The organism is Rhodanobacter sp. BL-MT-08, from assembly GCF_054161255.1.
In genome coordinates, this window is record NZ_CP167872.1 from 3908529 (window position 1) to 3934644 (window position 26116).

At 65.0% G+C, this 26116-nt stretch carries 24 protein-coding genes; 7 read left to right on the top strand and 17 right to left on the bottom strand.

Features of this window, described 5'->3' with window-relative positions; all coding sequences use genetic code 11:
- Positions 1 to 199 precede the first annotated feature (199 nt).
- Positions 200 to 841, top strand: coding sequence for a 2-polyprenyl-3-methyl-6-methoxy-1,4-benzoquinone monooxygenase (gene coq7 / locus ACDK93_RS17440; RefSeq protein ID WP_458070286.1), 642 nt, complete (start codon positions 200 to 202; stop codon positions 839 to 841).
- A gap of 237 nt (positions 842 to 1078) precedes the next feature.
- Here the strand turns inward: coq7 and speD are convergent, their stop codons facing one another.
- Entirely contained in the window at positions 1079 to 1864 is a 786-nt protein-coding gene (gene speD / locus ACDK93_RS17445; RefSeq protein WP_179482522.1) for an adenosylmethionine decarboxylase, read from the bottom strand.
- Between the two features lie 377 nt (positions 1865 to 2241).
- On the opposite strand from speD, the gene crp reads away from it, so the two are divergent.
- The gene (gene crp / locus ACDK93_RS17450) at positions 2242 to 2856 is read left to right on the top strand and encodes a cAMP-activated global transcriptional regulator CRP (RefSeq protein ID WP_458070287.1); all 615 of its coding nucleotides are present in this window, start codon (positions 2242 to 2244) and stop codon (positions 2854 to 2856) included.
- A gap of 78 nt (positions 2857 to 2934) precedes the next feature.
- On the opposite strand, the gene ACDK93_RS17455 is transcribed toward crp, so the two are convergent.
- The 5 genes from ACDK93_RS17455 to ACDK93_RS17475 form a co-directional block, all read right to left on the bottom strand.
- Positions 2935 to 3711, bottom strand: coding sequence for a haloacid dehalogenase-like hydrolase (locus ACDK93_RS17455; protein ID WP_458070288.1), 777 nt, complete (start codon positions 3709 to 3711; stop codon positions 2935 to 2937).
- Positions 3708 to 4502 (bottom strand): indole-3-glycerol phosphate synthase TrpC, encoded by a 795-nt coding sequence (trpC, locus tag ACDK93_RS17460; protein WP_458070289.1) that lies wholly within the window; start codon positions 4500 to 4502, stop codon positions 3708 to 3710. Before trpC ends, ACDK93_RS17455 begins: the two co-directional genes overlap by 4 nt.
- A 118-nt stretch (positions 4503 to 4620) precedes the next feature.
- The gene (gene trpD, locus ACDK93_RS17465) at positions 4621 to 5697 is read right to left on the bottom strand and encodes an anthranilate phosphoribosyltransferase (protein WP_458070290.1); all 1077 of its coding nucleotides are present in this window, start codon (positions 5695 to 5697) and stop codon (positions 4621 to 4623) included.
- Positions 5694 to 6290, bottom strand: a complete 597-nt coding sequence (locus ACDK93_RS17470; protein WP_458070291.1) for an anthranilate synthase component II — start codon at positions 6288 to 6290, stop codon at positions 5694 to 5696. Before ACDK93_RS17470 ends, trpD begins: the two co-directional genes overlap by 4 nt.
- 319 nt (positions 6291 to 6609) lie before the next feature.
- Positions 6610 to 7296, bottom strand: coding sequence for a hypothetical protein (locus ACDK93_RS17475; protein ID WP_458070292.1), 687 nt, complete (start codon positions 7294 to 7296; stop codon positions 6610 to 6612).
- Between the two features lie 514 nt (positions 7297 to 7810).
- Here ACDK93_RS17475 and ACDK93_RS17480 point away from each other — a divergent pair.
- The gene (locus ACDK93_RS17480; RefSeq protein ID WP_458070293.1) at positions 7811 to 9346 is read left to right on the top strand and encodes a cryptochrome/photolyase family protein; all 1536 of its coding nucleotides are present in this window, start codon (positions 7811 to 7813) and stop codon (positions 9344 to 9346) included.
- A 7-nt stretch (positions 9347 to 9353) separates the two neighbouring features.
- Here ACDK93_RS17480 and ACDK93_RS17485 read toward each other — a convergent pair whose 3' ends face one another.
- From ACDK93_RS17485 to ACDK93_RS17520, 8 genes are all read right to left on the bottom strand, one after another.
- A complete protein-coding gene (locus tag ACDK93_RS17485) occupies positions 9354 to 10040 on the bottom strand; it encodes a hypothetical protein (protein ID WP_458070294.1) in 687 nt (228 codons plus the stop codon).
- Complete coding sequence (gene trpE, locus ACDK93_RS17490) at positions 10040 to 11518, bottom strand: anthranilate synthase component I (RefSeq protein WP_458070295.1); 1479 nt, start codon at positions 11516 to 11518, stop codon at positions 10040 to 10042. Before trpE ends, ACDK93_RS17485 begins: the two co-directional genes overlap by 1 nt.
- A gap of 97 nt (positions 11519 to 11615) precedes the next feature.
- Positions 11616 to 13637 carry an ATP-binding protein gene (locus ACDK93_RS17495; RefSeq protein WP_458070296.1) on the bottom strand — a complete coding sequence of 674 codons (2022 nt, stop codon included), beginning with the start codon at positions 13635 to 13637 and terminating at the stop codon, positions 11616 to 11618.
- A gap of 36 nt (positions 13638 to 13673) precedes the next feature.
- Positions 13674 to 14378: a hypothetical protein gene (locus ACDK93_RS17500; RefSeq protein ID WP_458070297.1), complete on the bottom strand. Its 705-nt coding sequence runs from the start codon at positions 14376 to 14378 to the stop codon at positions 13674 to 13676.
- The gene (pdsR, locus tag ACDK93_RS17505) at positions 14378 to 15067 is read right to left on the bottom strand and encodes a proteobacterial dedicated sortase system response regulator (RefSeq protein ID WP_458070298.1); all 690 of its coding nucleotides are present in this window, start codon (positions 15065 to 15067) and stop codon (positions 14378 to 14380) included. Before pdsR ends, ACDK93_RS17500 begins: the two co-directional genes overlap by 1 nt.
- Before the next feature lie 794 nt (positions 15068 to 15861).
- Complete coding sequence (rpe, locus tag ACDK93_RS17510; RefSeq protein WP_458070299.1) at positions 15862 to 16527, bottom strand: ribulose-phosphate 3-epimerase; 666 nt, start codon at positions 16525 to 16527, stop codon at positions 15862 to 15864.
- A gap of 139 nt (positions 16528 to 16666) precedes the next feature.
- Positions 16667 to 17479 (bottom strand): co-chaperone DjlA, encoded by an 813-nt coding sequence (gene djlA / locus ACDK93_RS17515; RefSeq protein ID WP_458070300.1) that lies wholly within the window; start codon positions 17477 to 17479, stop codon positions 16667 to 16669.
- Positions 17476 to 17727 carry a c-type cytochrome gene (locus tag ACDK93_RS17520; RefSeq protein ID WP_458070301.1) on the bottom strand — a complete coding sequence of 84 codons (252 nt, stop codon included), beginning with the start codon at positions 17725 to 17727 and terminating at the stop codon, positions 17476 to 17478. The genes djlA and ACDK93_RS17520 overlap by 4 nt, the downstream gene beginning before the upstream one ends.
- A 202-nt stretch (positions 17728 to 17929) precedes the next feature.
- On the opposite strand from ACDK93_RS17520, the gene ACDK93_RS17525 reads away from it, so the two are divergent.
- The 4 genes from ACDK93_RS17525 to ACDK93_RS17540 all read left to right on the top strand — a co-directional run bounded on the left by ACDK93_RS17525 (position 17930) and on the right by ACDK93_RS17540 (position 21306).
- Positions 17930 to 18856: a phosphoribosylaminoimidazolesuccinocarboxamide synthase gene (locus tag ACDK93_RS17525; protein WP_458070302.1), complete on the top strand. Its 927-nt coding sequence runs from the start codon at positions 17930 to 17932 to the stop codon at positions 18854 to 18856.
- A 131-nt stretch (positions 18857 to 18987) separates the two neighbouring features.
- Positions 18988 to 19458, top strand: a complete 471-nt coding sequence (locus ACDK93_RS17530) for an Mpo1 family 2-hydroxy fatty acid dioxygenase (protein ID WP_458070303.1) — start codon at positions 18988 to 18990, stop codon at positions 19456 to 19458.
- The gene (locus ACDK93_RS17535) at positions 19455 to 19862 is read left to right on the top strand and encodes a hypothetical protein (RefSeq protein WP_458070304.1); all 408 of its coding nucleotides are present in this window, start codon (positions 19455 to 19457) and stop codon (positions 19860 to 19862) included. Before ACDK93_RS17530 ends, ACDK93_RS17535 begins: the two co-directional genes overlap by 4 nt.
- A gap of 76 nt (positions 19863 to 19938) precedes the next feature.
- Positions 19939 to 21306, top strand: a complete 1368-nt coding sequence (locus ACDK93_RS17540) for a DNA polymerase Y family protein (protein WP_458070305.1) — start codon at positions 19939 to 19941, stop codon at positions 21304 to 21306.
- Between the two features lie 51 nt (positions 21307 to 21357).
- On the opposite strand, the gene ACDK93_RS17545 is transcribed toward ACDK93_RS17540, so the two are convergent.
- From ACDK93_RS17545 to ACDK93_RS17555, 3 genes are all read right to left on the bottom strand, one after another.
- Complete coding sequence (locus tag ACDK93_RS17545) at positions 21358 to 22983, bottom strand: dihydroxyacetone kinase subunit DhaK (protein ID WP_458070306.1); 1626 nt, start codon at positions 22981 to 22983, stop codon at positions 21358 to 21360.
- Positions 22984 to 23155: 172 nt separating this feature from the next.
- The gene (locus ACDK93_RS17550) at positions 23156 to 23869 is read right to left on the bottom strand and encodes a MerR family transcriptional regulator (RefSeq protein WP_458070307.1); all 714 of its coding nucleotides are present in this window, start codon (positions 23867 to 23869) and stop codon (positions 23156 to 23158) included.
- Between the two features lie 84 nt (positions 23870 to 23953).
- Complete coding sequence (locus ACDK93_RS17555; RefSeq protein ID WP_458070308.1) at positions 23954 to 26110, bottom strand: beta-agarase; 2157 nt, start codon at positions 26108 to 26110, stop codon at positions 23954 to 23956.
- Positions 26111 to 26116: the final 6 nt, after the last annotated feature.

Here is a 26116-nt window from a genome sequence, read left to right on the forward strand (position 1 = left end):
GCTCGGCACGCTTGGGAGCCAATAAAACCGGGCATTGGTGGCTCTGCGGCAAGCTGCCAGGCTGTTGCTGCCGCGGTTACTGTTGTCCAATGGCATTCGTATTTTGTCTTTGTGCCACCGGCTGCACGTGCGCCCGCGCGGGACTTGATCCGGCGGCCCAACATTCACGGAGTAAGCATTTATGAAAGCAGGAGCCGCCATGAACGTCCGTACCCTCACGCCGCTCGACCGGCTGCTTGCCCAGTGCGAGCGCGCGCTGGAAGCGGTGGCCGGATCGCCCGCCGCGCAGCGTCCTTCTCCCGGTCATGCCGTGGTGGAGGCGGATCTGGACGACACCGAGCGCCGCCACGCCGCCGGCCTGATGCGCATCAACCACACCGGCGAAGTCTGCGCGCAGGCGCTGTATCTGGGTCAGGCCGCCCTGGCCCGCCATGCCGATACGCGCGAGCACCTGCTGCACGCGGCCGACGAGGAAACCGATCACCTGGCCTGGTGCGCCGCGCGCCTGAAGGAGCTGGACAGCCGCCCCAGCCTGCTCAATCCGCTGTGGTACGCCGGCAGCTACGCGATCGGCGCCGCCGCGGCGCTGGCCGGCGATTCGCTGAGCCTGGGCTTTGTGGTGGAAACCGAGCGCCAGGTCGAGGCGCATCTGCAGGACCATCTGGAAAGGCTGCCCGCGGCCGACGAACGCTCGCGCGCCGTGCTGACCCAGATGCAGGCGGATGAAGTGCGCCACGCGCAGGAGGCCGAGCAGCGCGGCGGTGTCGATCTGCCCTTTCCGCTGCCGAAGCTGATGTACCTGAGCTCGATGGTGATGAAGGCGGTAGCGTATCGACTTTGAGGGTTGGCGTTTTGGGCTGGCGAAGCAATTACTGACTTCGCCAGATCTGTCGCCGAACCGCAGTTTGCCCTTCGACTCCGGCCCTTTGGGCCTACGCTCAGGGTGAACGGCTAAAAATAGCTGCCTGCCAGTACGACCTCGGCTACGAATGGTGACCGTTAACACCCGCGCGCACCGCATATAACACCCGCGCGCACCGCATAGAAAGAAAAAACCCGCCTTTCGGCGGGTTTTTCGTTACATCAGGTTGCGGCCGTGGAACAGCTCCTCGATCTCGCGCCGCAGCAGCGACTCGATGCGCTGACGCTCCTTGAACGACAGGTCGTCGGCGTGCGAGTCGAACAGGTAGGTGTCCAGGTCGAAGTCCTTGATGTGCATCTTCGTGTGGAACATGTTTTCCTGATACACATTGACGTCGAACATCTCGTACTTCTGGCGGATGTGCTTGGCCAGATAGTCCTGCACCGAGTTGATCTTGTGGTCGATGAAGTGCTTCTTGCCCTTCACGTCGCGGGTGAAGCCGCGTACGCGGTAGTCGCACACCACGATGTCCGACTCGAAGCTGTCGATCAGGTAGTTCAGCGCCTTCAGCGGGGAAATCACGCCGCAGGTAGCCACGTCGATATCGGCGCGGAAGGTGGCGATGCCGTTGTGCGGGTGCGTTTCCGGGTAGGTATGGACGGTAATGTGGCTCTTGTCCATATGCGCGACGACAGCACCGGTGATGGTGTCGCGACCGAGCTTCTCCAGCACCGGCTCCTCGGAAATCAGCATCGTCACCGACGCGCCCTGCGGGTCGTAGTCCTGGCGGGCGATGTTGAGGATGTTGGCGCCGATGATCTCGGCCACATCGGTGAGGATCTGGGTCAGGCGATCGGCGTCGTACTGATCATCGATGTACTCGATGTAATTGCTGCGCTGCTCTTCGGACACCGCATAGCAGATGTCGTAGATGTTGAAGCTCAACGCCTTGGTCAGGTTGTTGAAGCCCTGCAGGCGAAGACGGGGAAGTGGTTTAACCAAGGCGACTCTCCATGGCGTTATGAGGCCAGCAGTGGAGGCGGGTTAGCGACAAGGGTCCCCGCTGAATGGTGTGACGCGCAGGCAGCAACCTTCCGCGATCGTTGTGACCGGCGTGCGACAACGTAACGTTGCCCTCGCCGAAAGACCGCGGAGTATGCGGTAAAACGCGAAAAAACTGAACCTGCGGCAAGGTGCTCAGGTTTGCCATAATGCAGGCCAACAGGGGACGGCAACGACGACTGATTCGACGGCAAGCCTTGGCTGCCGCCGGCATGAAACCATCTGCGGGGATGATAGTGGCGCAACTCAAATACCAGCTGCAGCAAGCGTTTGAACGTTCTCAGGCACCGCTCAACTTCGCGCCGGATCCCGCTTCGATGGAGCGATTTCTTGCGCTTTGCCATCGCCGCCGCTACCCGGGTAAGACCGCGATCATCCGTCCGGGTGACCCGGCCAATACGCTGTATTACGTGATCGACGGCTCGCTCGCCGTCTGCACCGAGGACGAACAGGGCCGCGAATTGATCCTGGCGTACATCAGCCGTGGCCAGTTCATCGGCGAAATGGGCCTGTTCGTGGAGCAGGCGCAGCGCGAATCGATGGTGCGCACGCGCACGCCGTGCGAAATGGCCGAGATCAGCTACGAGCGACTGTTTCAGCTGATGGAGACCTCGCTGCGCGAGGAATGCCCGAAGATCCTATTCGCCATCGGCGCGCAGCTCACCACGCGACTGTTGCGCACGTCGCGCCAGGTCAGCCGCATGGCCTTCATGGATGTGACCAACCGGATTTCGCGCACGCTGCTGGACCTGTGCCAGGAGCCGGACTCCATGACCCATCCGGACGGCACGCAGATCCGCATCTCGCGTCAGGAAGTCAGCCGCATCGTCGGCTGCTCACGCGAGATGGTCGGTCGGGTGCTGAAGCAGCTGGAAGAGCAGCGCATGATCGACGTGTCCGGCAAGACCATCGTGGTGCGCGGCACGCGCTGAAACCGGCAGTTGATCGTTTTCATCAGACGCTCATGTGGCGCCTGATTCATAGGCGAAAGCAGTCCGAACGTCGCGCGCTCAGAACCACTCGACGCGTTTCACGCTGCGGCCCAGCGCCTTTTCGATTTTCTTGCACAGCTTGGGCGTGCCGTTGACCAGCACCGCCTCGGCCGCCGGCTTCAGCATCGGAATGTCGTGCGATGAGTCGCTGTACGCCACGCGCCAGGCCTGCAGGCCGTGCGACGCCAGCGCCTGCAGCTTGCGCCTGCCCACGTTGTGCGACTTCACCCGCATGCCCAGCCAGCTGGGCCGCAGCTGCGAGGCAAGCACTTCGACATCGGTTAGGCCCAGCTCCTGCAGGATGCTGCTGACCAGCGTGTACTCGCAGCCAGTGACCACAACCACCCGGTCGCCCGCGGCCTGATGCCGGCGCAGCGCCAGCAGGCCATCGCGACAGAACAGCCTGGGCCGACGCACCAGATGGGCGGCGAATGCTTTGGCCGCCGCGGCGTAGCGCGGCTCGCTGACGCCGAGCAGACCGATGTGCACCAGCGTGCGCACCGGCCAGCGCCACGACACCATTAGGCCAAGAAGCAGCCACGGCACGGCAGGCAGCACCAGCAGCTTGCGCAGCAGCGAGCGCTTGTAGCGATCGCGCATGAAAAGGCCGAACGAATCGGCATGAATCAGCACCCCGTCGAAATCGAACAGCACCACGCATGACACCCTGGCATCGATGATGGTGGGGTCGCCCGGCACCGTGTCTGTCGTTGCAGCGGGGATATCCAGCTCGACAGGTTTGGCCGCGAACGCCGCCTCGTCCGGCATCGCGTCATGCGGCAGTGGCGCGGTCACGGCGTGCCGAACAGTCGTCGCAGTTCGCTGCCCGGATTTTCGGCGCGCATGAAAGCCTCGCCGACCAGAAACGCCTGGATGCCGCCCTCGCGCAGGCGCGCAACATCTTCCGGCGTATGGATGCCGGATTCGGCGACCAGCACGCGGTCGTATTCGATCAGATCCTGCAGCGCCAGCGAGGTTTCCAGCGAGGTCTCGAAGCTGCGCAGGTTGCGATTGTTGACGCCGATCAGCGGTACCGGCACGGCCATCGCGCGCTCGAGTTCCTCTTCATCGTGCACCTCACAGAGCACGTCGAGATCCAGCTCGGCGGCCAGCAGCGACAGCTGCAGCAGCACGTCGTCGTCCAACGCGGAAACGATCAGCAGCACGCAGTCCGCGCCGATCGCGCGCGCCTCGTACACCTGATACGGATCGATGATGAAATCCTTGCGCAGCACCGGCAGCGTGCACGCGCCCAGCGCCTGCTGCAGAAACGCCTCGCTGCCCTGGAAAAAATCCGCGTCGGTCAGCACCGAGAGGCAGGCGGCGCCGGCCTCCTCGTAGCTGCGTGCGATCGCCGCCGGATCGAACTCCGCGCGGATCACGCCCTTGCTGGGACTGGCCTTTTTCACTTCGGCGATCACCGCAGGAAGGCCGGCGGCGATCTTTGCCTCGATCGCGGCGGCAAATCCGCGCGTGTCGGGCATGTCCTTGACGCGGGCGATCAGCTCGTCCATCGGCATTTTCGCTTTGCGCTCGGCGACTTCTTCGGCCTTGCGCGCAAGAATGCGATTGAGAATGTCGGTCATGGCATGTCTCTGATTGGAATAACGTGGGTATTTGAATCGGGCAAGCGGCGCGTGCTGCAGTATCGCCGCTTCGGCTTGTGCAAGCACGCGGCCATGCTAGTGGCTACGCGAGCCCACTTTACGCGGATGCGGCAAGCCGGCGCGTGGCTTCGACAAACGCATTCATTTTCTCATGCGCCGCGCCGCTGGCAATGGTGGAGCGCGCCAGTTCGATGCCGTCGTCGATCGAGTCGACCACGCTGGCCGCGTACAGCGCCGCGCCCGCGTTGAGGCAGACGATGTCGTGCGGCACGCCGCGACGGCCCTGCAAGGCCTCGAGCAGCATCGCTTTCGATTCCTCCACATTTTCCACCCGCAGATTGCGGCTGGAGGCCATGGCAAAGCCGAAGTCTTCGGGCTCGATTTCGTACTCGCGCACCACGCCGTCGCGCAGCTCGCCCACCAGGGTGGTAGCGCCCAGCGAAATTTCGTCCATGCCGTCGCGGCCCCAAACCACTAGAGCGTTACGCGCGCCCAGCGCCTGCAGCACGCGCACCTGGATTCCGACGAGATCGGGATGGAATACGCCCATCAGGATATTGGGAGCATCGGCCGGATTGGTGAGCGGGCCGAGAATATTGAACAGCGTGCGCACGCCCATCTCACGCCGCGCCGGCGCGACGACCTTCATCGCGGGATGATGGTTTGGCGCGAACATGAAGCCGATGGCGGTTTCTTCCATGCTCTGCGCGACCTGCGCCGGCGTGAGATCGATCGACGCACCGAGCGACTCCAGCACGTCGGCGCTGCCAGATTTCGACGACACGCTGCGGCCGCCGTGCTTGGCCACGCGCGCGCCAGCCGCGGCGGCCACGAACATCGACGCGGTGGAGATATTGAAACTCGACGCGCCATCGCCGCCGGTGCCCACGATATCGAGCAGGTGACGCGTGTCGCCGCCGATCGGCACCTTGGCCGATAGCTCGCGCATTACGCGCGCCGCACCGGTGATCTCACCGATCGTTTCCTTTTTGACGCGCAGGCCGGTCATGATCGCCGCCGTCATCAGCGGACTGACCTGCCCACCCATGATCTGGCGCATCAGCGAAATCATCTCGTCGTGGAAAATTTCGCGATGCTCGATCGTGCGCTGCAAGGCCTCCTGCGGCGTGATCGTGATTTCCCGATGCGGTACCTCGCGATGCGCCGTGCTCATGCGGCGAGCTTCAGCGGCTGACCGAGAAAATTGCGCAGCAGATCGTGGCCGTGCTGGGTCAGGATGGACTCCGGATGAAACTGCACGCCCTCCACCGGCAGCGTCTTGTGGCGCAGGCCCATGATCTCGTCGATCGAACCGTCCGCGTTTTCCGTCCACGCGGTGACTTCCAGGCAATCCGGCAGCGAGTGCTGCTCCACCACCAGCGAGTGGTAGCGCGTCGCCTCGAAAGGGTCGGGCAAGCCGGCAAACACGCCCTGGCCGCGATGGCGCACCGGCGAGGTCTTGCCGTGCATGATCTGCTTGGCCCGAATCACCTTGCCGCCGAACGCCTGCCCGATCGCCTGATGGCCCAGGCATACGCCGAAGACCGGAATTTCCGCCGACAGCTCGCGCAGTACATCCAGCGAGACGCCGGCGTCGTCCGGCGTACCGGGACCCGGCGAAATCATGATGTGCGAAGGCTTCAGCGCGCGAATGCCGGCCACGTCCAGCGCATCGTTGCGCACCACCTTCACCTGCTGCCCCAGCTCCCCGAGGTACTGCACGAGGTTGAAGGTAAAGCTGTCGTAGTTATCGATCATCAGCAGCATGGGATGGCGGATCCTGTCGGTAAAACAGCGCGGGCCACCAACGGCGCGTGCCGGCTGTGCGACAGCGGCAGGTCTGCCTGGACCGCCACCGCTCGCATCTGCAGGCGGTCATTGTGCGGGATGACGCATGCTGCCGTCATCTCGCCAGTTCGACGGGGTAATGCTCCGACACAGGGCTTACCCGCGGTCAACCGGCCTTGCGTGGGCGAGCACTGCAGGTTGTCCGCTCCATAACTGCGGAACGTTGACATGATTGCGCAGCCACCGAAGCGAACCGCTGGCGGACTATCGCCCGCCAGCGACTGGTCTGACTACTGAATCAACCCTCCGGGTGCATGGCCTTGCATGACGCACCGGTGCACTCGATCTGCAGCGCGGCCGTTGTCGGGCATGTCGACTCGAACAACGCACGCTGACCGTCTGCCATGAGCACGCGGATCGCCCGGTCACACTGCCGCGTAGCGGCGACGTTTTGCGCCGCATTGAACATGGAAGCGCCAATTCGCCCATCGAGACTGGCCAGATCCACCTGTGGTGAATTCTGCGGCTGGCTGTAGCTAACCGACGACGGCACCGAAGGACTGATGTAAGAATAGGCGTGCGAAGACGGAGCATTCGACATCACTGAGATCATGTTCGGATAGTGATGCGCCGCGCCGTTGCCGAAATCGACGATCAGGCCAATCAGGCCGCCGAAGAGAATATTGCCCCAGACCATGCCGCGCACCGTGGCGTAGGTCATCTGGCTTCCGACCGGAGCGCCGTCTTTCACACATTGGACGTCGAGCGGACTGCTATCTCGGCGGACGGTGACCGTACCTGGCGTCGTGACGCTTTGTGTTCCCCGGTTATTCGTCACCGTGCAATTGGCGCCCTGGACGCTTTGGCCGCCGGAACGAGCCTCCACGCTGAGGTGTTGATGTGTACCGCCCACGATGGATGCGCAACCGGAAAGGCCGCAAATCATCAGCAACGTCATGGCTTTCTTACTGGACAAATGATGCATCGTTCCCGCTCCTTGAGTAGTGATATGCACACGGACGCACGGCGTTCGAAAGAACGCCTGCTTTAAAGTCACCGGAAGTGTGAAACGCCTGCACCAGCGCCCGACGAAGAAGCCCGGGGTGTCGCGTGGAAGCGACTTGATGCCTCGGCACGAGTACCCCCCAGTCATCGTGCCCGCTGATTCTTGCAGAAACGCGTGGGGAATTTCGACCATTTAATTCGATAATCTTGTCGAAAGATTTTGCGGCATTAAGTTGAGCGAATCGTGCTCAGATTCACGGTTGCGTACAACGTGACTCAACCTGATCTCCAAGGCCACCACGCAAGCGGATTGCGTTGCAGACGCGCGTGGCGAATTCCGACGAAGGCCTTAGGATTTCTGGGTCCCAAGCCTTGCAGCTTAAGGTCCGACTGCTCTGCTCTACCGAATATTTTCTGCGGCTGCTGATGTCGCACGCATTCCGGATACCGTGCCAGAGCAACTACGATTGGCGTAAAAACAGAGCAGCTATCCGATGCGTAACTTGATTGTGGTGCTTGGCGACCAGCTGGATCGCGAATCAACCGTGCTGGAAGATTTCGACCCCGCGCTCGATGCGCTGTGGATGGCCGAGTGCGCCGGTGAGGCCACGCACGTGTGGTCGCACCAGGCGCGCATCGCGATCTTTCTCGCCTCGATGCGGCACTTTCGTGACGACATGCGCACGCGCGACTGGCCGCTGCACTATCGGGCGCTGGGCGAGCACAGGCATGCGCAACTTGATGACGTGCTGCGCGAGGACTTGCGCAAGCTGAAACCCGAACGCGTGGTGCTGGTGCGTCCCGGCGAGTGGCGTGTGCGTGAAGCGCTGCGCGCCGTGGCCAAGGCCGAAGGCGTCGAATACGCCGAGCGTCCTGACCGGCATTTTTTTATCGAGCCGGAGGACTTTGCCGAATGGGTCGGCGCGCGCCGCGAGATTCGCATGGAGCATTTCTATCGCTGGATGCGTCGGCGCTTCGATGTGCTGATGGACGAGGACCAGCCGACCGGCGGTCAGTGGAACTACGACCACGACAACCGCAAGAGCTTCGGCAAGAAAGGTCCGGGCATGCTGCCTGCACCCAAGCGTTTCCCGCCGGACGCGATCACCCGTGAAGTACTCGATCTCGTGGCCGAGCGCTTCGGCGATCACCCCGGCAGCCTGGAGGCTTTCGACTGGCCGGTCACACCAAAACAGGCTAAGCAGGCGCTGAAGGATTTCATCGATCACCGCCTGGCCGCCTTCGGCCAGTGGCAGGACGCAATGTGGAGCGGCGAGCCGTGGCTGTATCACGCACGACTGTCCACCGCGATGAACCTCAAGCTGCTCGACCCGCGCGAGGTGGTGCAGGCCGCCGCCGATGCGCTGAAGAACGGACGCGCAGAACTGGCCGCGGTGGAAGGTTTCGTGCGGCAGGTGCTGGGCTGGCGCGAATTCATCCGCGGCATGTACTGGCGCGACATGCCGAAGCTGCTGCAGGGCAATGCGCTGAAGGCGCATGCGCCGCTGCCCACTTTTTACTGGACCGGCGACACCGACATGAATTGCCTGCGCGAAGCGCTGGGGCAGACGCTGAAACACGGCTACGCGCACCATATCCAGCGGCTGATGGTCACCGGCAACTTCGCGCTGATGCTGGGCGTCGAGCCGGCGCATATCCACGCGTGGTATCTGGCCATCTATGTCGACGCGGTGGAATGGGTCGAGGCACCCAACGTGATGGGGATGAGCCAGTTTGCCGACGGCGGCAAGATGGTGTCCAAGCCTTATTGCTCGTCCGGTCGCTATATCCAGCGCATGAGCAACTACTGCGACGACTGCCGTTTCAAACCCGATAAAGCCGTCGGCGACGACGCCTGCCCCTTCACCACGCTGTACTGGGATTTTCTCGACCGTCATCAGACGCGCTTTGCCCATCACCCGCGCGCCGCGCTGCAGTGGAAGTCGCTGGGGCGCTTGAGCGAGGATGAGCGCAAGGCCATTCGCGCTCAGGCGGTCGCGTTGCGCAAGCAGCTGGCAAAAGCGGAGTGATCGCGAGTCAGTGACTCGCTGGCGCCGGAAACGCCAGCACCTGCTCGGTGTAGGTTTCGATTACCGCGCTGAACGGCCGATTGTCGGCAGCGTATAAAACGGCGCGATGCTGCAGCACCTGATGCGGAATCGACAAGCTGCCCTGGCCTGCAGGCCATGCTTTATCGCTCGTCTCCCAGCCCGCGGGCAATGGCGACCACAGCAACGTCGCATCCAGCGTCTGCCGACGAAAATGCAGCGGCAGCACAACGCGTCCGAAAGGCGTATCCGTGTGGTCGAGCTGCTCGTTCATCGCGGCTGTGAGGCGCGAGGGCACGTACCAGTTATCGGCTTCGGAGAGCACATGCGAGCCGCAGCGCAGAAGCACGCGCCGATAGCGCACCGGCTCGTTCGGTCCGATCGCCAGGCGCGTGCGCAGATCGTCAGGCAGCGGCTTGTCGTCACCGTTGACGCGCTGCGCGCTGACCTTGACCGGCTCGGCCATGTGGTGCGCGCCGCACCATCGCTCCATCGTCAGCGTGGCGCTGTCGTGGCTGAGCAGATCAGCATTGAAGGTTTGCAGCAGCGCCAGCGATTCGAGTCGACCGACCTTGGTAGCCGGCCACGCCGGCGCCGCGTCCTGCGCCACGGCGGTGTCGACCACACAACACAGCATGAGACCGGCGATCGCTGTCGACGCGCTCCGATGCTTCATCACAAGCCTTTCGCCGCCTGCGCCACCGCGCGAAACAGCGCGCGGCCCTTGCTCATGGTTTCTTCCCACTCGGCGGCGGGGTCGGAGTCGTAGACGATGCCCGCGCCGGCCTGCACGTGCAGGCGGCCGTTCTGGATCACCGCGGTGCGGATCGCGATGGCGGTGTCGGCGTCGCCCCACCAGCCGATCCAGCCGATCGCGCCGGCGTAAATATTCCGCTTGTACGGCTCCAGCTCCTGGATGATTTCCAGCGCGCGGATCTTCGGCGCGCCGCTGAGCGTGCCGGCCGGGAACGTCGCCTTGAGGACATCCATGTAACTGAGCCCCGGGCGCGCCTTGCCCTGCACCTGCGAGACGATATGCATCACGTGCGAGTAGCGCTCGATGGCGAACGACTCGCTGACTTCCACGCTGCCGGTTTCGCTGATGCGGCCGATGTCGTTGCGGCCAAGATCGATCAGCATCACGTGTTCGGCGCGCTCTTTCGGATCGGCCAGCAGCTCGGCTTCCAGCGCAACGTCTTCCGCCTCGCACGCGCCGCGTTTGCGCGTGCCGGCCAGCGGACGCACGACGACCTTGCCGTCCTTCAGGCGCGCCAGAATTTCCGGCGACGAGCCGACGATCTGCGTATCGCCCAGATCGACGAAGTACATGTAAGGCGACGGATTGAGCGCGCGCAGCGCACGATAGACGTCGATCGGCCGCGCGTTGAAACGCACGCTCAATCGCTGCGACGGCACCACCTGAAAAATATCGCCGGCGCGGATGTATTCCTTCGCCCGCTCGACCATCGCCTCGAACTCTTCGCGGGTGAACGACGAGGTGAAATCGCTCTCGTCCACCAGCTCGACCGATTGCGTCGGCGATGGATACGAGGCGCCGCCCTGACGCAGGCGGTAGACCAGCGCATCCAGCCGCCGCTGCGCGTTGGCGTAAGCCTGGGGCTGTGCCGGGTCGGCGTGCACGATCAGATACAGGCGGCCCTTGAGGTTGTCGAACACGGCAACTTCTTCGGCCAGCATCAGCAACACATCGGCCGTACCCAGCTCGTCGGCGCGATCCCACTGCGCCAGCCGCGGCTCGATATAGCCAATCGTCTCGAAACCGAAATAGCCGACCAGACCGCCGCTGAAAGCGGGCAGCTCGGGCAGCTGCGGCACGTCGTACTGCTGACGCAGCACTTCGATTTCCGCCAGCGGATCGGCGACGTGGCGGCGCTCGGTCACCTCGCCCGAATCTTCGACTTCGAGCTCGTGCCCACGCAGCCGATAAACGCGCCGGGCCGGCAGGCCGATGATCGAATAGCGGCCCCAGGTCGCCCCGCCCTCGACCGACTCGAACAGAAACGTATAGCGGCCATCGGCCAGCTTCAGATACACCGACAGCGGCGTATCGAGGTCGGAAAACACCTCGCGCACCAGCGGAATGCGCGTATGGCCCCTGGCCACCAGCACGTCGAATTCGTCTCGGGAAATCACAAGCGGCTCTGACTCAAGGAAAGCGGCTGCTGAAGATAGCAGGCGACGGCATTTGACGTCGCCTGCCCAAGATTTTTCGACGCAACGTTTGGCTGGCTCAGAGCCGCTTGCGCTGCATGGGATGCAGCTGCAGCGCAAACGCCACGCCGCTGCCGTCATCGAGATTGCGCGCGGTGGCGACGCCGTGATGGCGTTCGGCGACCAGCCGCACCACGTAAAGACCCAGTCCCAGATGCGGCACGTCGCCCGGCGTGGCCTTGTCGCGCAGGCTGACCAGGGTGTCGAACAGGCGACCCTGCATGGCTTCGGGCAGCAGCGGGCCCTGGTTGGCCAGCTCGATCTGCGCACCATGTTCGATCGGCGACAGGCTCAGCCGCAGCCAGCCCTGCTCGGGCGTGAACGACAGCGCGTTGTCGAACAGCTTGTCCAGCGCCTGGGCTACCAGTTCGGGCGCGCAGTGCAGTACCAGCGGCGCGTCGGGCAGCACGCAGTCCAGCCGGCGCGGGCCGATCAGTGCGCGATAGGCGTCGGCGCAGCCGCGCACGACGTCGCGTAGATCCACGTCTTCAGGTTCGGCGCTGTTGATCGAGCGCTCCATGCGGCTGGATTCGCTCATGGCGCGCACCAGGGCACCGAGCCGAGCCACGCCGTCGCGCGCGCGTTCCAGATAGGGGCGGCCTTCAGGCGTCAGCGCTGCGTGCTCCAGATTGTCCAGCGACGATTTGACGATCGCCAGCGGCGTGTTGAGCTCGTGCGACAGCTTGGAGGTCAGCGTGCGCAGGTAGTCGGTATAGCTGCCGACCATGCCGAACAGTTTTTCGAAGCTACGCGCAAGGTCGCCGATCTCATCCGTCGATTCGGTCATCGGAAAACGGCCGTCTTCGAAAAGGCCGTCCAGACGTCCATCGTTGAGCTGCGCGCGCTCGGCCGCGTTGCGCAATCGGCCGAGTCGCAGGCTTAGCCGCGTGGCAAATGCCAGCAGGATCGCTCCGGCGATCAGCAGCACGCCAAAGCTGGTCAACAGCAGGCCGAGCAGCGCGCGATTGGCCAGCAGCGGCACGGTGCGGCTGGCCTGCTCCAGCAGCAGCACGCCGTTGACCTTGCCGCCCTGCCCGATTGGTACGGCGGCGGTGAGCACCACGCTGCCGCGCTGCTCGCCGCTGCGCCACACGCTGACCGGCTTGCCCGCGCCAGCGCGAGCGACTTCACGCGTATCCAGTCGGGGCACGTCCTGCGACCACAGGCTGGCGTCCTCCAGCCGCTTGCCGAGCAGCGAGCGGTAGATGATCGAGGCAAACCAGCCGGGCTGGCCGTCGGTGCCCGGCGTGGTATTCAACCGGCCGCTACGCGCCAGCAGCCAGCCCTGCGGCGCCAGCAGGCGCGCCTGCACGTCGTCCGGCGCCAGCCGACCCAGTTCACCAGACAGGAGCGTCGAGTAGGCAAGCAGCGGTCGCGTATCCGCCGCCGTGGGATCGCCGCCGGCCGAGGCGTCGTACACGCCCACGCCCAGCGCGCGCAGTTTCAGGCCGCGCGGCAGGCGCAGCTCGACGCGATAACCGCTGCCGTCTTCCTGCCACTGCGCGGTGAGCGGATCGGGAAAGCCGGCCACCGGCGGATCGAGCGGATGCGCGGTCAGCGGGCCGGGCGCCGCGCTGGCCAAGAGATAGCGCTGCTGGCCCGCCGCGTTCGCCAGCGTGAGGATGAGATGGTCGGCGGCCAGCGCATTGGCGTCGCTCGCATCGGCGCGCGTGCGGCGCGTGTCGCGCACGTCGGCGTACAGGTAAACCCACTCGCCGTCCTGGGCCAGCAGCAGTTTGCCGCGAGGATTCGATGCGGGGCCGAGCGTCTGACTCCACGGCGTCAGCGGCGCCCAGTCGTCGCCGTAGCCGTCCACCGTGATGGGGCTGGTCGCCTCCTGCACGTACCAGCCGTTGGCATCTTCCGGCAGCACCGCGCCGGTGACCACCAGGCTGCGCGCCACGGCGCGTGCCGAAGCGAGCAAGGCATCGGCCTGCCCTTCGCGCAGCAGCGTCTCCATCTGCCGCACATACAGCCAGCCCGCGATCGGCAGCGCCAGCGTGCACAGCGCCACCAGCAGCAGCTTTTTGCGCAGGCTCATCGGCAGACTAGCCGCGATGCAGGCATCGGCGTGCCATCACGGCGCTGACGTTCGGCTGGTGGACTTGTCGCCGCGCTGATATTTCGTGTACGTCGATTTCTGCACCACCTGCCGGAGCAGCGCCAGCACCGACGCGCGCTGCGGATCCTTGGCGGCCACCGTCATCGACCAGCTCAGGCGGATGCCGGTGGCTTTGCCGGGATCGCAGAACACCACGGCATCGTCCATGTGGTCGCTGCCCTGATACAGCACGCCGTCGCAGGTCATGGCCGTGCCGGTGACCGGAAACGCACTGACCGCGGCTTGCGGATCTTTCTTCAGATAGCTGGCCTGGTCGGCCGCCCGCTCCGCCCTCAGCGAAGGCAGTTTGCGCGGCCATACGTTGAGCACCATCACGCGATCGGGGTTGCCGGTCCAGTCACCCTGGTAGATCACCAGATTCACGCCGATGGCGCGGGCGTACTGGCAGCAGTCGCTGGTCCAGCCCGCGGGCGGAACGGTCACGATGGACCAGCCGGGCACCGACTCGTCGGCGCCGCCGCTGACAGTTACCGTCTTTGCGTCACCCTGGGTCGCTGCGGTCGCAGCGCGCGGCGGGACGTGCGAGGCGCCATGCGACGTCGACAGCGAAATCGGCGACGCGGCGGACGATGCAGCCACCGGAGCGGCCGCCGTGCGATCGACGGAATGCCCCGTCGTGGCGACCAGCATCAGTGCAAGCGCGATGAGCGGCGCGCGCATCACGGCTTCCACCGGTAGCCGACGCCGTGCACGGTTTCGATGCCGTCGAACTCGGGCGCCACGGCGATGAATTTTTTGCGGATGCGTTTGACGTGCGAGGTGATGGTGGCATCGTCCACCACCAGCTCGGCCTCGCGCATCAGCTGGTCGCGATTCTTCACGTGGCCGGGGAAGCGGATCAGCGTGTGCACCATCCAGAACTCGGTGACGGTGAGCGGAATCTCCTCGCCGTTCCAGGTGATGCGCATGCGCTCGGACTCCAGCTTCAGCGGCCCGTGCTGGATCACCGTTTCGCTGGAGGCCGGCGCCTTCAGCGACTCGATCCGGCGGAACAGCGCCGCAATGCGCGCAGCGAGCTGATGCAGGCTGGTGTCCTTGCTGAGGTAGTCGTCGGCGCCCAGGCGCAGGCCGGAGATCACGTCGAAATCCGAATCGCGCGCCGTGAGAAAAATCAGCGGCAGCGTGGACGATTTGGCGCGCAGCTCGCGGCACAGGTCGAAGCCGCCCTCCGGCTCGTCGCCCAGGCCGATGTCGATAATCACCAGCTCCGGCAGACGCATGGCGAACGCGCTCGAGGCTTCCTGCCGCGAACCGTAGCCGCGCGCGTCGTAGCCGAATCGGTTCAGGGCCTCGACGTAGTTGGCGCGGATCAGCGGTTCGTCTTCAACGATGGCAATGCTGCGGCCCATGGCGCGCTCCTTTGTGGTGGGCGCAGCGTGCTATGTGAAGGGCACTGGCGCAAGCCATCCGTCGCCACTGCCCGCGTATTGCCACAACCCAGCGGCAGGCACGCCCGATTGCGTCGGCGCCAGCGCCCCAGAACGCGGTGTGATGGCCGCCATGAACCACGCACGGAGAACGGCAATGCCAGGCAACGAACCCAAAGAACGCGACCCCAACGCCGAATTGCGCAGCTTCGAGCCGTTGCGCGTGTCGCTGGCGATCGGCGCGCTGCTGCTGGGCGTGATTTTCGGCTTTCACTGAAGCCGCGGCCGTGCTGAAACATTCACTCTATTCAGGTTTTATCGACTCAGGCTCCGACGGCTGGGCTGCCATGGAAGGCGAGCGGGCATCTGGCGCGAACGGAAGCCCGCCAGATGCAACGACGCGGCAGGACCCGGACCCCAGCTGGCAGCCGCTCTGACGCCGTATCGGCGCATTTTTCGACGATGATGGTGACCTGTTCTCCCCTCAGTAACGGGGGGAGCTTTTTTGAGCTCCCGTAAATCACGCGAGCGTTCGCAGTTTATTTCGACCAACGCGGGAACCAAACCCGAAAACCCACTGTCTGAGTCTGTGATTGGCGCGCTTCCATAGCCGTGGAATGTGTCGATGCGGGCGTTGACCCCTCCCTCCGATGCGCTCGCATCGACCCGCGCCAATCGTTGATGTTTCCTCTCACGTCTGACGACGTTTATCCCGGTGCTGCCCTGCGCCGGGATTTTTATTGGGCGCTACTCGCGCGCCGACCCCGATATTTAACTCAGCCGATGGCCTTGCGCATGGCGTCGATCTCGGCGCGGTAGTCCTTGGCGTGGAAAATCGCCGAACCGGCGACGAAGGTGTCCGCACCGGCTTCGGCAATGGCAGCGATATTTTCAGCCGTGACGCCGCCGTCGATCTCCAGCCGAATCGCGCGGCCGCTGTCATCGATGCGGCGACGCACCTGACGCAGCTTCTCCAGCGCGCCGGGGATGAACTTCTGCCCGCCAAAACCCGGGTTCACCGACATGATCAGGATCAGGTCGAGCTTGTCCATCACATAGTCCAAGTGATCCAGCGGCGTGGCCGGATTGAACACCAGCCCAGCGGTGCAGCCGGCATCCTTGATCAGGCCCAGCGTGCGGTCGATATGCTCGCTGGCCTCCGGATGAAAGCTGATGTTGGTCGCACCCGCCTTGGCGAAATCCGGCACGATGCGATCGACCGGTTTCACCATCAGATGCACGTCGATCGGCGCCGTAATGCCGTACTTGCGCAGCGACTGAAGCACCGCAGGGCCGATCGTGAGGTTCGGCACGTAGTGGTTGTCCATCACGTCGAAATGTACCCAGTCCGCACCCGCGGCCAGCGCAGCGGCAGTGTCATCACCCAGCCGCGCAAAATCCGCGGCGAGGATGGACGGAGCGATCATCGGGGCTTGCTTCATGATTAACCTCGGAGCGAGAACGGGGAACGGGGAACGAAAAAAGGCGTAAGGCCGGCAGCGCTGAAGGTCTCAATTGTCTCGCGAAACGAGCGTTACGAAGAAACAGCACATCCCTGCTCCCCGTTCCCTGTTCCCCGCCTCACTTAAACCCCCGCTGCTCCTTGATCCGGTCGTACGCCGCGTTGATCTCGCTGGCGCGCGACTCGGCCCGCTTGCGCATGTCTTCGGGCAGATCGCCCAGGCGGTCGGGGTGGTGTTCGGAAATCAGCTTGCGATAGGCCCGCTTCACCGCGCGATCGTCGGCGCTGCGGTCGATCCCGAGCACCGCGTACGGATCCGGGCCCTGCGCCGTGCGCTGCGGGGGCACGTAGTTCCCGCTCGAACCGTAACCTGTGCCGCGGCTATAGCCGCGCTGGCCGCCGCCGTTCCAGGCGTAGCCTTTCATCGCCATCAGCGCCATCAGCTCCATTTCGCTGACCCGCAGCGCAAACGCAAGCTGGCGCAGAATCGCCATTTTTTCCGGCGCCGGATTGCCTTCGGCGAGCACGGTGTCGATCACCACATCGAGCACGGGGAAGGCGTGGTCGCGGCGCATGCCGACCCAGCCGCGCAGCTCGTTGATGGTGCGGGTCACGTCGAACTCCGGCTGCTTGCCGGCGTTGAAGCTGGCGGCGGCCTGCTTGCGCTGGTCGGCATCGAGGTTCATGCGCGCCATCATCCGTTCGGCGATGGCGATTTCCGCTTCCGACACGCGGCCGTCGGATTTCGCCACCGCGCCCAGCAGGGTGAACAGCGGCCCGATAAAGCCGCCCGCCTCCGGCGTGGCGTTCTTGCGCTGGCTGTGGCGCAGGTTGTCGAAGATAAAGCCGACGATGGCGCCGGTAATCGCGCCGGGCGCGTGACCGATCAGCAGGCCGAAAAAGGCGAACCAGAGGGTATAGGAGTAACTCATCGCGACGGCACCGCCTGCGGCGGCTGGGCGCTGTACCAGCGCGCCAGCGCATCGAGCTCGACATCGCTGACCGGGCCGATCGCCGCACGCATCAGCGCCACGTTGCGGCTGCCGTCGCGGTACTGCTTCAGCGCGCTGCGCAGATAGTCCAGATGCTGCCCGGCCAGATTCGGCACGCCGGGCTGGCTGGCGTACCCGTTGGCGCCATGACAGGCCGCACACAGGCCCAGCCGGCTGGGCGGCTGCATGGCTGACTGGCTTTGGGCAAGCACAGGAATGGCCGCGGCGAAGCAACATGCCGCAATCTGAAGGGTTCGCATCGGCAGGACATGGGGTTGAAGACGCGCAATTCTAGCAGTGCCCGCCACACGGCCTGTGAGCTGCGACGTTCCGGCGGCGCGGCCGCAGCAGTTACAATGGCGATTCTCCACCGCCAGCGGAACCCACGTCGTGCCCACCAGCTTGCTGCAATCCGATCTGCCCGGCCTGGAACTGCTCCATCGCGGCAAGGTGCGCGACGTCTACGCGCTGCCTCCGAGCCATCGCCCGGATGGCACGCCGGAAGAGGCCCGCCTGCTGATCGTGGCGACCGATCGCCTGTCCGCGTTCGACGTGGTGCTGCCCAACCCGATCCCGGGCAAGGGCGAAATGCTCACGCAAATATCCAACTTCTGGTTTGCGCAGACGGCGCACCTGGTACCCAACCACCTGCTCGACGTGCCGCTCGCCGACGTACTGCCGCCTGGCACCGATCTTGCGCTGTACGAGAAGCGCTCCGTGGTGGCGCGCCGCCTGAAGCCGGTGCCGGTCGAGGCGATCGCCCGCGGCTACCTGATCGGCTCGGGCTGGAAGGACTACCAGGCCACCGGCACGCTGTGCGGCATCACCTTGCCGGTCGACCTGCAGCAGGCCCAGCAGCTGCCCGCGCCGATCTTCACGCCGTCGACCAAGGCGGCCGTGGGCGATCACGACGAGAACGTCAGCTTCGATGCCGTGGTCGCCGCCGTCGGCACCGCCACCGCGAATGAAGTGCGCGACGCCACGCTGAAAATCTACCAGTGGGCGGCGGCGTTTGCGGCCGAGCGCGGCATCATCATCGCCGACACCAAGTTCGAGTTCGGCACCGACGCCCACGGCAAGCTCTATGTGATGGACGAAATGCTGACGCCGGACTCCTCGCGCTTCTGGCCCGCCGAGGACTACCAGGTCGGCATCAGCCCGCCGAGCTACGACAAGCAGTTCGTGCGCGACTATCTGGAAGCCATGGGCTGGAACAAAAAAGCCCCGGGCCCGACCATTCCCGACGACGTGATCGCCGCGACGGCCGAAAAGTACGCCGAAGCCCTGCACAAACTCGCCGGCATCACGCTGGACTGACCGACGCGGATGCGCGCGTGGTGCAACGCGACGTTGCGCCCGGCGCGGGCTGGATTAAGCTCAGCGCAGTGTTGAGACCCGCGCGGCCACCACGCCGCCGGCTTCCATCCCGCGAATACGAGGGCATCACCATGCGCACCATGCAGAACTGGCTCGACAGTTACAGCAGCGACCATCAGAACCCGACCAACAAGCGCCTGCACTGGATCTGCGTGCCGCCGATCGTGTGGAGCGTGATCGCGCTGCTGTGGGCGATTCCCGTACCGGCCAGCTTCCTGCGGCCCGGGTCGTGGGCGGTGCTGGCGATGGTTGCCGCGTTCTACTGGTACTGGAAACATTCGCATCGTCTGGCCGCCGCGCTGCTCATTGCGTTCGTGGTGCTGGGGCTGATCACCAACGCGCTGTTCTACCAGCTCGGCGCCGTGGGGCTGTGCGAACTGGCGGTCGGCGTATTCGTGCTCGCGTGGATCGGCCAGTTCATCGGCCACAAATACGAGGGGCGCAAGCCGAGCTTTCTGACTGACCTTTCCTATCTGCTGATCGGGCCGGCCTGGCTGATGGCCAAGGTGCTGCGCAAGCTGGGCTTTCAGCAGGTCACATGATCACTTTACTCACCCTGCTCAGCAGCCTGCTGTGGTGGGTGCTGTACAGCTCCATCTTCGCCCTGTTTTTCGCCCTCATCGCCTACGCCGTGCTGCGCTGGACCGAGCGCAGCCGCGTGCTGTTCAACCGCGTGTATCTCGCGTGCCTGCTGTGGAACCTGATCGGCATTGTGCTGATCGTTGGCGTGGCGAGTTTCGAAGGGCACCTGCATCCGCCCTACGCGCCGCTGCTCGCCTCCGGCCTGCTGCGCGTGGCCCTGGTGTTCGACATGCTGATAGGCACCGTGCTGCTTTGGCGACTCACCCCGCGCATCGACGCCCGCCGCATTCGCCCCGGCAGCGCCTGTATGGCGGTGGCGGCGATCATGGCGATCGGTTTCGGGGTGGCGACCAGCCTGGTGTGACCTTCGCCACACGTGACGCCGTCTCCCATAGCGAGACCGGGTCGAGCTATACAGGAAGCTCGCTTACGAGATTTGCATGAGCCTGCGCAGCCTGTTCGTCGACTTCAACAGCTACTTCGCCTCGGTGGAACAGCACGAGGACGAAACGCTGCGCGCTCGTCCGGTGGGCGTGGTGCCGGTGGCCGCCGAAACCACCAGCCTGATTGCCGCCAGCTACGAGGCCAAGGCCTTTGGCGTCGGCACCGGCACGCTGGTGCGCGACGCGCGGCGGCTGTGTCCGGGCATCCAGATTCGCGTCGCGCGACCGGAGCGCTACGTGTACTGGCACCATCGGCTGATCCAGGCGATCGATCGCGCCATTCCCATTGCGCGCGTGGGCTCCATCGATGAGGTGGCGTGCGAACTGGTCGGCCGCCAGCGGCAGCGCGCCGTGGCCGAAGCGATTGCTGCGCAGGTGAAGCACGAAGTTTCGCTGGCTGCGCCGGGCGGCGCGATCCGCTGCTCGATCGGCATCGCGCCGAACGACTTTCTGGCGAAGACGGCGTCGGATATGCGCAAGCCCGACGGCCTCACCGTGATCGAACAGGCCGGGCTGCCGCAGGCGCTGCACGGTCTGGCATTGCGCGATCTGTGCGGCATCGGCGCCTCGATGGAAGCGCGCCTGCACGACGCCGGCATCAGCACGGTGGAGGAGCTTACCGCGGCAGACAAACATCGCTTGCGGCATGTGTGGGGCGGCATCGAAGGCGAGCGCATGTGGGGGCTGCTACGCGGCGCGTGGCTGCCGGTCGCAGCGACCGTGCGTGGCTCGATCGGCCATTCGCACGTGCTCGGTCCCGAGCTGCGCAACGCCATCGGCGCACGCGCCGTGCTGAAAAAGCTGCTGGTCAAAGCCGCCATGCGCATGCGCCGCGAAGAGATGCTGGGCGGCGCGCTGGCGGTACGCATCCGCTTTGTCGGCCACGAGCTGCGCTGGGAGCGCGATCTCACCTTCGATCACACCGACGACAGCCGCGAGCTGCTGCAGCTGCTCAACAGCATGCTGGACAGCGGCCAACGTACACGCCTGCTGCCCGGCCCCGCCAACGCCGTGCCGCTGTCGGTCAGCGTGACCTTGCTGCGGCTGGTACCGCGCACGCAGAGCAGTGGCTCGCTGTTCGCATCGACCGACGACCCGCGCAAGGTAGACGCGCTCGTTGATCGCATCAACGCGAAGTTCGGCTACAACAAGGTCTACTTCGGCAGCATGCAGCTGGCGCTGGAACACGACGCGGCGCCGATGCGCATTCCGTTCAACCGCATTCCCGACACCCTCAGCGAAAACGAAGCCAGCATCGAAAGCGACGCCAGCCACAACGCACTCTGGCTGCAATCGCTGAACCGCTTCAAGGTGCTGGCGGAAGGCCAGCACCGGCAGAAGGATCGCAAGCGCAAGGGCGATTGAAAGCCGTTCGAGTCAGCGACGTTCAACCGCGATGTGCGGACGCTCAATCTTTCAGTGCGTGGCCAGCGCGGCGAACGCCAGCGCTACCGCCTCGGCCCCGGGATCGACCGCACCCACCAGCGCATGCTCCGGCACATAGGCCGAGCGCCCCGCGCGGGCGCGAGTGATCGTGGCCGTGTGGTCGGCACCGGTGCGAGCGGCGGCCGCCGCGGCCGCCAGCCCCTGCGGCAATGCCGCGATCGCCGGAATCAATGCATCCAGCATGGTGCGGTCGCCGAGCCGAGCGCCGCCGTAGTGCTGTACCCGCTCGACCCCGTCGCTCAAGGCATCGGGCCAGGCTTTGCCGGCTGCTAGCGCCGTGCCGGTAGCCGTGAACAAAATGGACAACAGCACGCCGCTGGAACCGCCCATGGCGCGAGCGAGCAGGCGTCCCAGCTCGTCATTCAGACGCGAAGGCTCCGCGCTGCTCAGTGCACCGTTGGCTAGCTTAGCGTCGACGGCCCGTGCGCCAGCGGCAAATGTACTGCCGGCATCGCCGTCGCCGCTGCGCGCATCGAGTTGGTCGAGCTGTTGTTCCGCGTTGCGCAGCGCGGCAGTGACTCGCTGAATCGCCTGTTCCGTGGTGGAACTGCGCTCGCCGACCGCAGGCTCATCGTCGGCATCGCCTGCGACAGCGAACGTCTGCTGCGCGTGCGGCCGGCAGACGCCCGGCCATGCGGCCACGTCGACGGGGCTGCTGAGTGCCTCCAGATAGTCGTCATCGGCTGGCAGCAGGGTGATCGAAAAACCGTGCATATCGAGCGAGGTCATCAGGGCCGCCGGGCGTACCAGCAGAGCGATGCGCTCCACGCCGATGCGCGTGAGCAGCTCATCCGTCAGCACCGCCACTTCCTGCGTGGAACAGCCGCCGAGATTGTTGAGCATCACGATCAGCCGGCGCTTGCCGCCGAAGCGCCGCTGCGCCTCGGCCAGCAGCGGCTTGAGCACGATGGCTACCGCCTCGCCGGCGTCCCCGGGCGCCACCTGCTCGGCGCCCGGCTCGTTATGAATGCCCAAGCCCAATTCGGGACTGCGTCGCTCGATCGGATGCCCCGGCAGGGTGCAACTGGACAAGGCCATGCCCAGCGAGAGCAGCTGACTGGCAAAGTGCTCGGCGCGCTTGGCTAGCTCATCCAGCGCAAGGCCCTGCTCGGCGAGATGGCCGACATACTTGTGCATCAGCACCGTGCCGGCAATGCCGCGCGGCTGGCTCGCATCGGCCAGCGCGATGTCGTCGGCGACGATCACCATGCGTACGTCCAGCCCTTCGCGTCTGGCCTGCTCGGCGGCCAGGCCGAAATTGAGTCGGTCGCCGGTGTAATTTTTCACGACCAGCAAGCAGCCGGACTTGCCGCCGCAGTGCCGCAGGCCGGCCAGTACCGCGGCGACGCTGGGGGAGGCGAACACTTCGCCCGAGACCGCGGCGGCGAGCATGCCGCGCCCCACAAAACCCGCATGCGACGGTTCATGACCGGCGCCACCGCCAGACAGCACGGCAACCTTTTCACCGCGCCAGTCGGCGCGCGCCAGAATGCGCATGCCGGAGGCCGGTTCCGCAACAATCAATGGCTCCGAGCTGGCCAGTGATCCCAACACCTGATCGACGACCCGGTTTGGTTCGTTGAAGAAAAAATCCATGACGTACCTCGCGCAGATGAGTGGTTTGTGGACACCCATGATGCTAGCGACCTCGGCGTTAGCAACTCGCAATGAACGTCAGCAGAGCGTGCGCCGAGCGGCGGCTTGCGAGATCACGTCGCAGCCTGCGGTGCCTGTGCCTGATCTCGTGCCCATCAGTGAACGAAGCCGCTCAGCTACTCTCGGCAGGCAAGGCGGCGATGGCGCGGCGCGCATAGTCCATCAGCGCTGGATCGATACCGGCGCGCTGCTGCATCGTTTCAGGCTCCTGCGCAAACATGGTGTTGAGTGAGCGCTGGATGCCGGAATCACCGCCGGTAAATTCCCGCACCAGCGAGCGCCATTTCTGCGCCAGCAAGCGGACATCATCGGAGGCGGGATCCTTGTCCAGTTGCATGGCTGCCGCCATGCCCGCGATGACCTGCGGCCAGGCCTGTTCGACTTCGCGTATGCGTTCGGCGCCCAAAATTTCGCCGCGTCGACGCACGGTTTCCAGTTGTTCGGTGGTCAGATATTTTTCCATGATCGTACTTGCCTCAATGGTTTTCAGGAGTGTGTCGCCATCGATCACCTCGCCGGCAGCAAGCCGCTGCTGCAACTTTTCCAGGCACAAGAGCATGTCGTGCTGGCGGGCGATCGTCTCCCGCAATCGGCTGGTCTGTCTCGACAGCGCATCGGCCAGTGACGGCGTATCGGCATGGAGGCAGGTGTGGATGGCGTCGAGTGACAAACCGAGCGCCTTCAGTGAAACGATATGCTGCAGCCGGCGCAGCTCAGCTTCGCCGTAAAGGCGATAGCCGGCGTCACTGCGTGAGGCCGGCATCAGCAAGCCACACGCTTCATAGTGGTGCAGAGTGCGGACCGTGACCCCGGTGCGGCGCGCCACCTGACTGACCGAGAGTAGCTTCATCGTTTCCTCCGTTGCGGTTGACGATAGCCTGCGGTCTTACGTTGCGTGAGGGTCAAGCACTCATTTCGGGGTTGCGATTTGCCTGTTCGCCGCGCTTACGGCCCGGACAAAACCGCCGAACGGAATATCGGTAATGCCGACCAGACCGATATGGCTGTTCTCGCCATCGAGCAGCCGTCCGCTCACCGGCTGATCGACGTATTCGAACCAGTGCGCGCCAACGATGTGGGTGTCGGCTGCTGCAGCGGCGACGAACTTGGCGTACGCCTCGCCACGCTGCGGCTCGGTATAGACCGACACCACGCCCTTGCCGAACGGCCCGCGATCGGCGGAGCCGAAATGGAACTCGCTGATCAACGCCGGCTTGTCGAGCTGGTGGATCGCGGCGGCGTCGAAGCCGTGCTGCGGCAGATCGGCATAGACGTTGAAGCTCACCACGTCGCAATACTGCGCGCAGGCGGCCACAGCTTCGGGCGTATTGACCGCGAAGCGGCCGCCGAGAAACAGATGGTGCGTGTCGTGCCGATGGATGGCCTCGGCCACGGTCCGGAAATAGGTGTCGGCGTAGCGGCGAAGCCAGGCGGTGTAATCGGCGGCAATCGCCGGGTGCGACTCGTTTGGCACAGGAGCGGCGAACGCCGTGACGTTCAGCGCATCCCACGAACCCAGCGCCATGCCCCAGGCGCTGGCTAGCGTTTCGGGCTCCACGTACTTCTTCCGCAGCATCGCGATGAACGCCTGCTTGGCCGGGCTCCTGGCATCGCCGCGCAGGGTGCCCAGCGCCAGCCCCCAGCGACCCTGCGGACCGACGCCGGCCCAGGCCAACTCGTTGTCGGCGAAATAACCCAGCAGCCAGGGGTCGTCGCGCACGTCGCGGCTTGCATTCGCCACCGCCCGTTCGGTCGCCTGCACGAAGCGCGGATCGAACGGATCGGGCATGCGGCCCCAATAGTCGTAGCCGGCGGAGACGTTGGCGTAGTCGCCGGCGATATTGATGGGGCGCGTGTACGGCACACGATGCGCGCGGCCGAGCGACGCATCGCTCCAGTTGCCGATGGTATTGAAGCCCCAGTCGCGCAGTCGATCCAGCGTGCGCGCGCGCCAGGCGTCCATCCACTTGCCACCATCGACCCGGTAGAGATTGGCCGCGTAAAAATCGAACCAGCGCCCATGGTTGTATCCGATGCCCTCGCTGGCACCCTGATCCGGCTGACGGCTGTCGCCACTGCCGTAGAACGGTGACCATGCGCCGCTGTCCGGCGGAAGATTCTTAAACATGAACTCGCGCCCCTCGACATAGCTGCGGCCGCCGTCGGCGACCACGGCGTTGACGCCGAGCGAGAAAAACGCGTGCCCGTCCGGCGTCACCAGCTGCCAGCGGCCATTGGCCTTCTGCGCATGGAACCAGCCGGTGGCCGTGAGATTATGGACGTCCAGACGTCCGCCGTAGTTATCCATACCAGCCGGAGCATCCGGCGTCTTGGCCGGCGCCGATTGCTCGGCCGCATGGGCGTCGCGCAGTGCCGCGTCGTCAGTGACTTTTTCCGGCCACTGAGCGCGAGTGAACTGCCCGTACCGGTCGACGATGCCGGCATAGGCATCGTGCAGCGCTGCCTCGCCCGCTGCGGTGTCGACACGACCAAGCAAGAGCGTCTGCGCCGCCTGCAGTGTTGGCATGCTTAGCCGGATTGCGCCGACCTGACGCAGATCGACCGCGCCCTGCACGGTCGTGGCCAGCAGGGTCAGTTGCCCGTGGTCGTCGAACGGCATGGGCGGCGGTGCCTGCATGCCTTCGCCGCGCGGCGACTCGGCGTGCAGCGGCAGCACCACCGTCTGCGCGGGACCAGCCGGCAGGCCGACCGTCGCGTGCAGATGCTGCGCGCCGGCAACACTGTCGATATCGAGATTGAGGGTGACCGCCCACGGCATCGCGTTCTGCACGCGCAGACGCAGCTCGCCCCTGCCGGTCCAGTCCCACGTCTTGCCATCGCCGGGCGCGATCGTGATCTGCGGCTGAGCGGCTGGCTGAAAGGCGTAGCGCTGCTGCGTCACGCCATCGCTCGCCTGCTCGGCGCTGCCCGTGCGCTGCACCTGCACCAGCGTCACGTGTGCGACGGGCGAGGCCGATGCCAGATCGATCGCTGCCGACGCTTCCGTCGCATGGCAGGCGTTCAGTCCCAACAGGCACAGCGGCCAGAGCAAGGCGTAACGTTTCATGGGCAA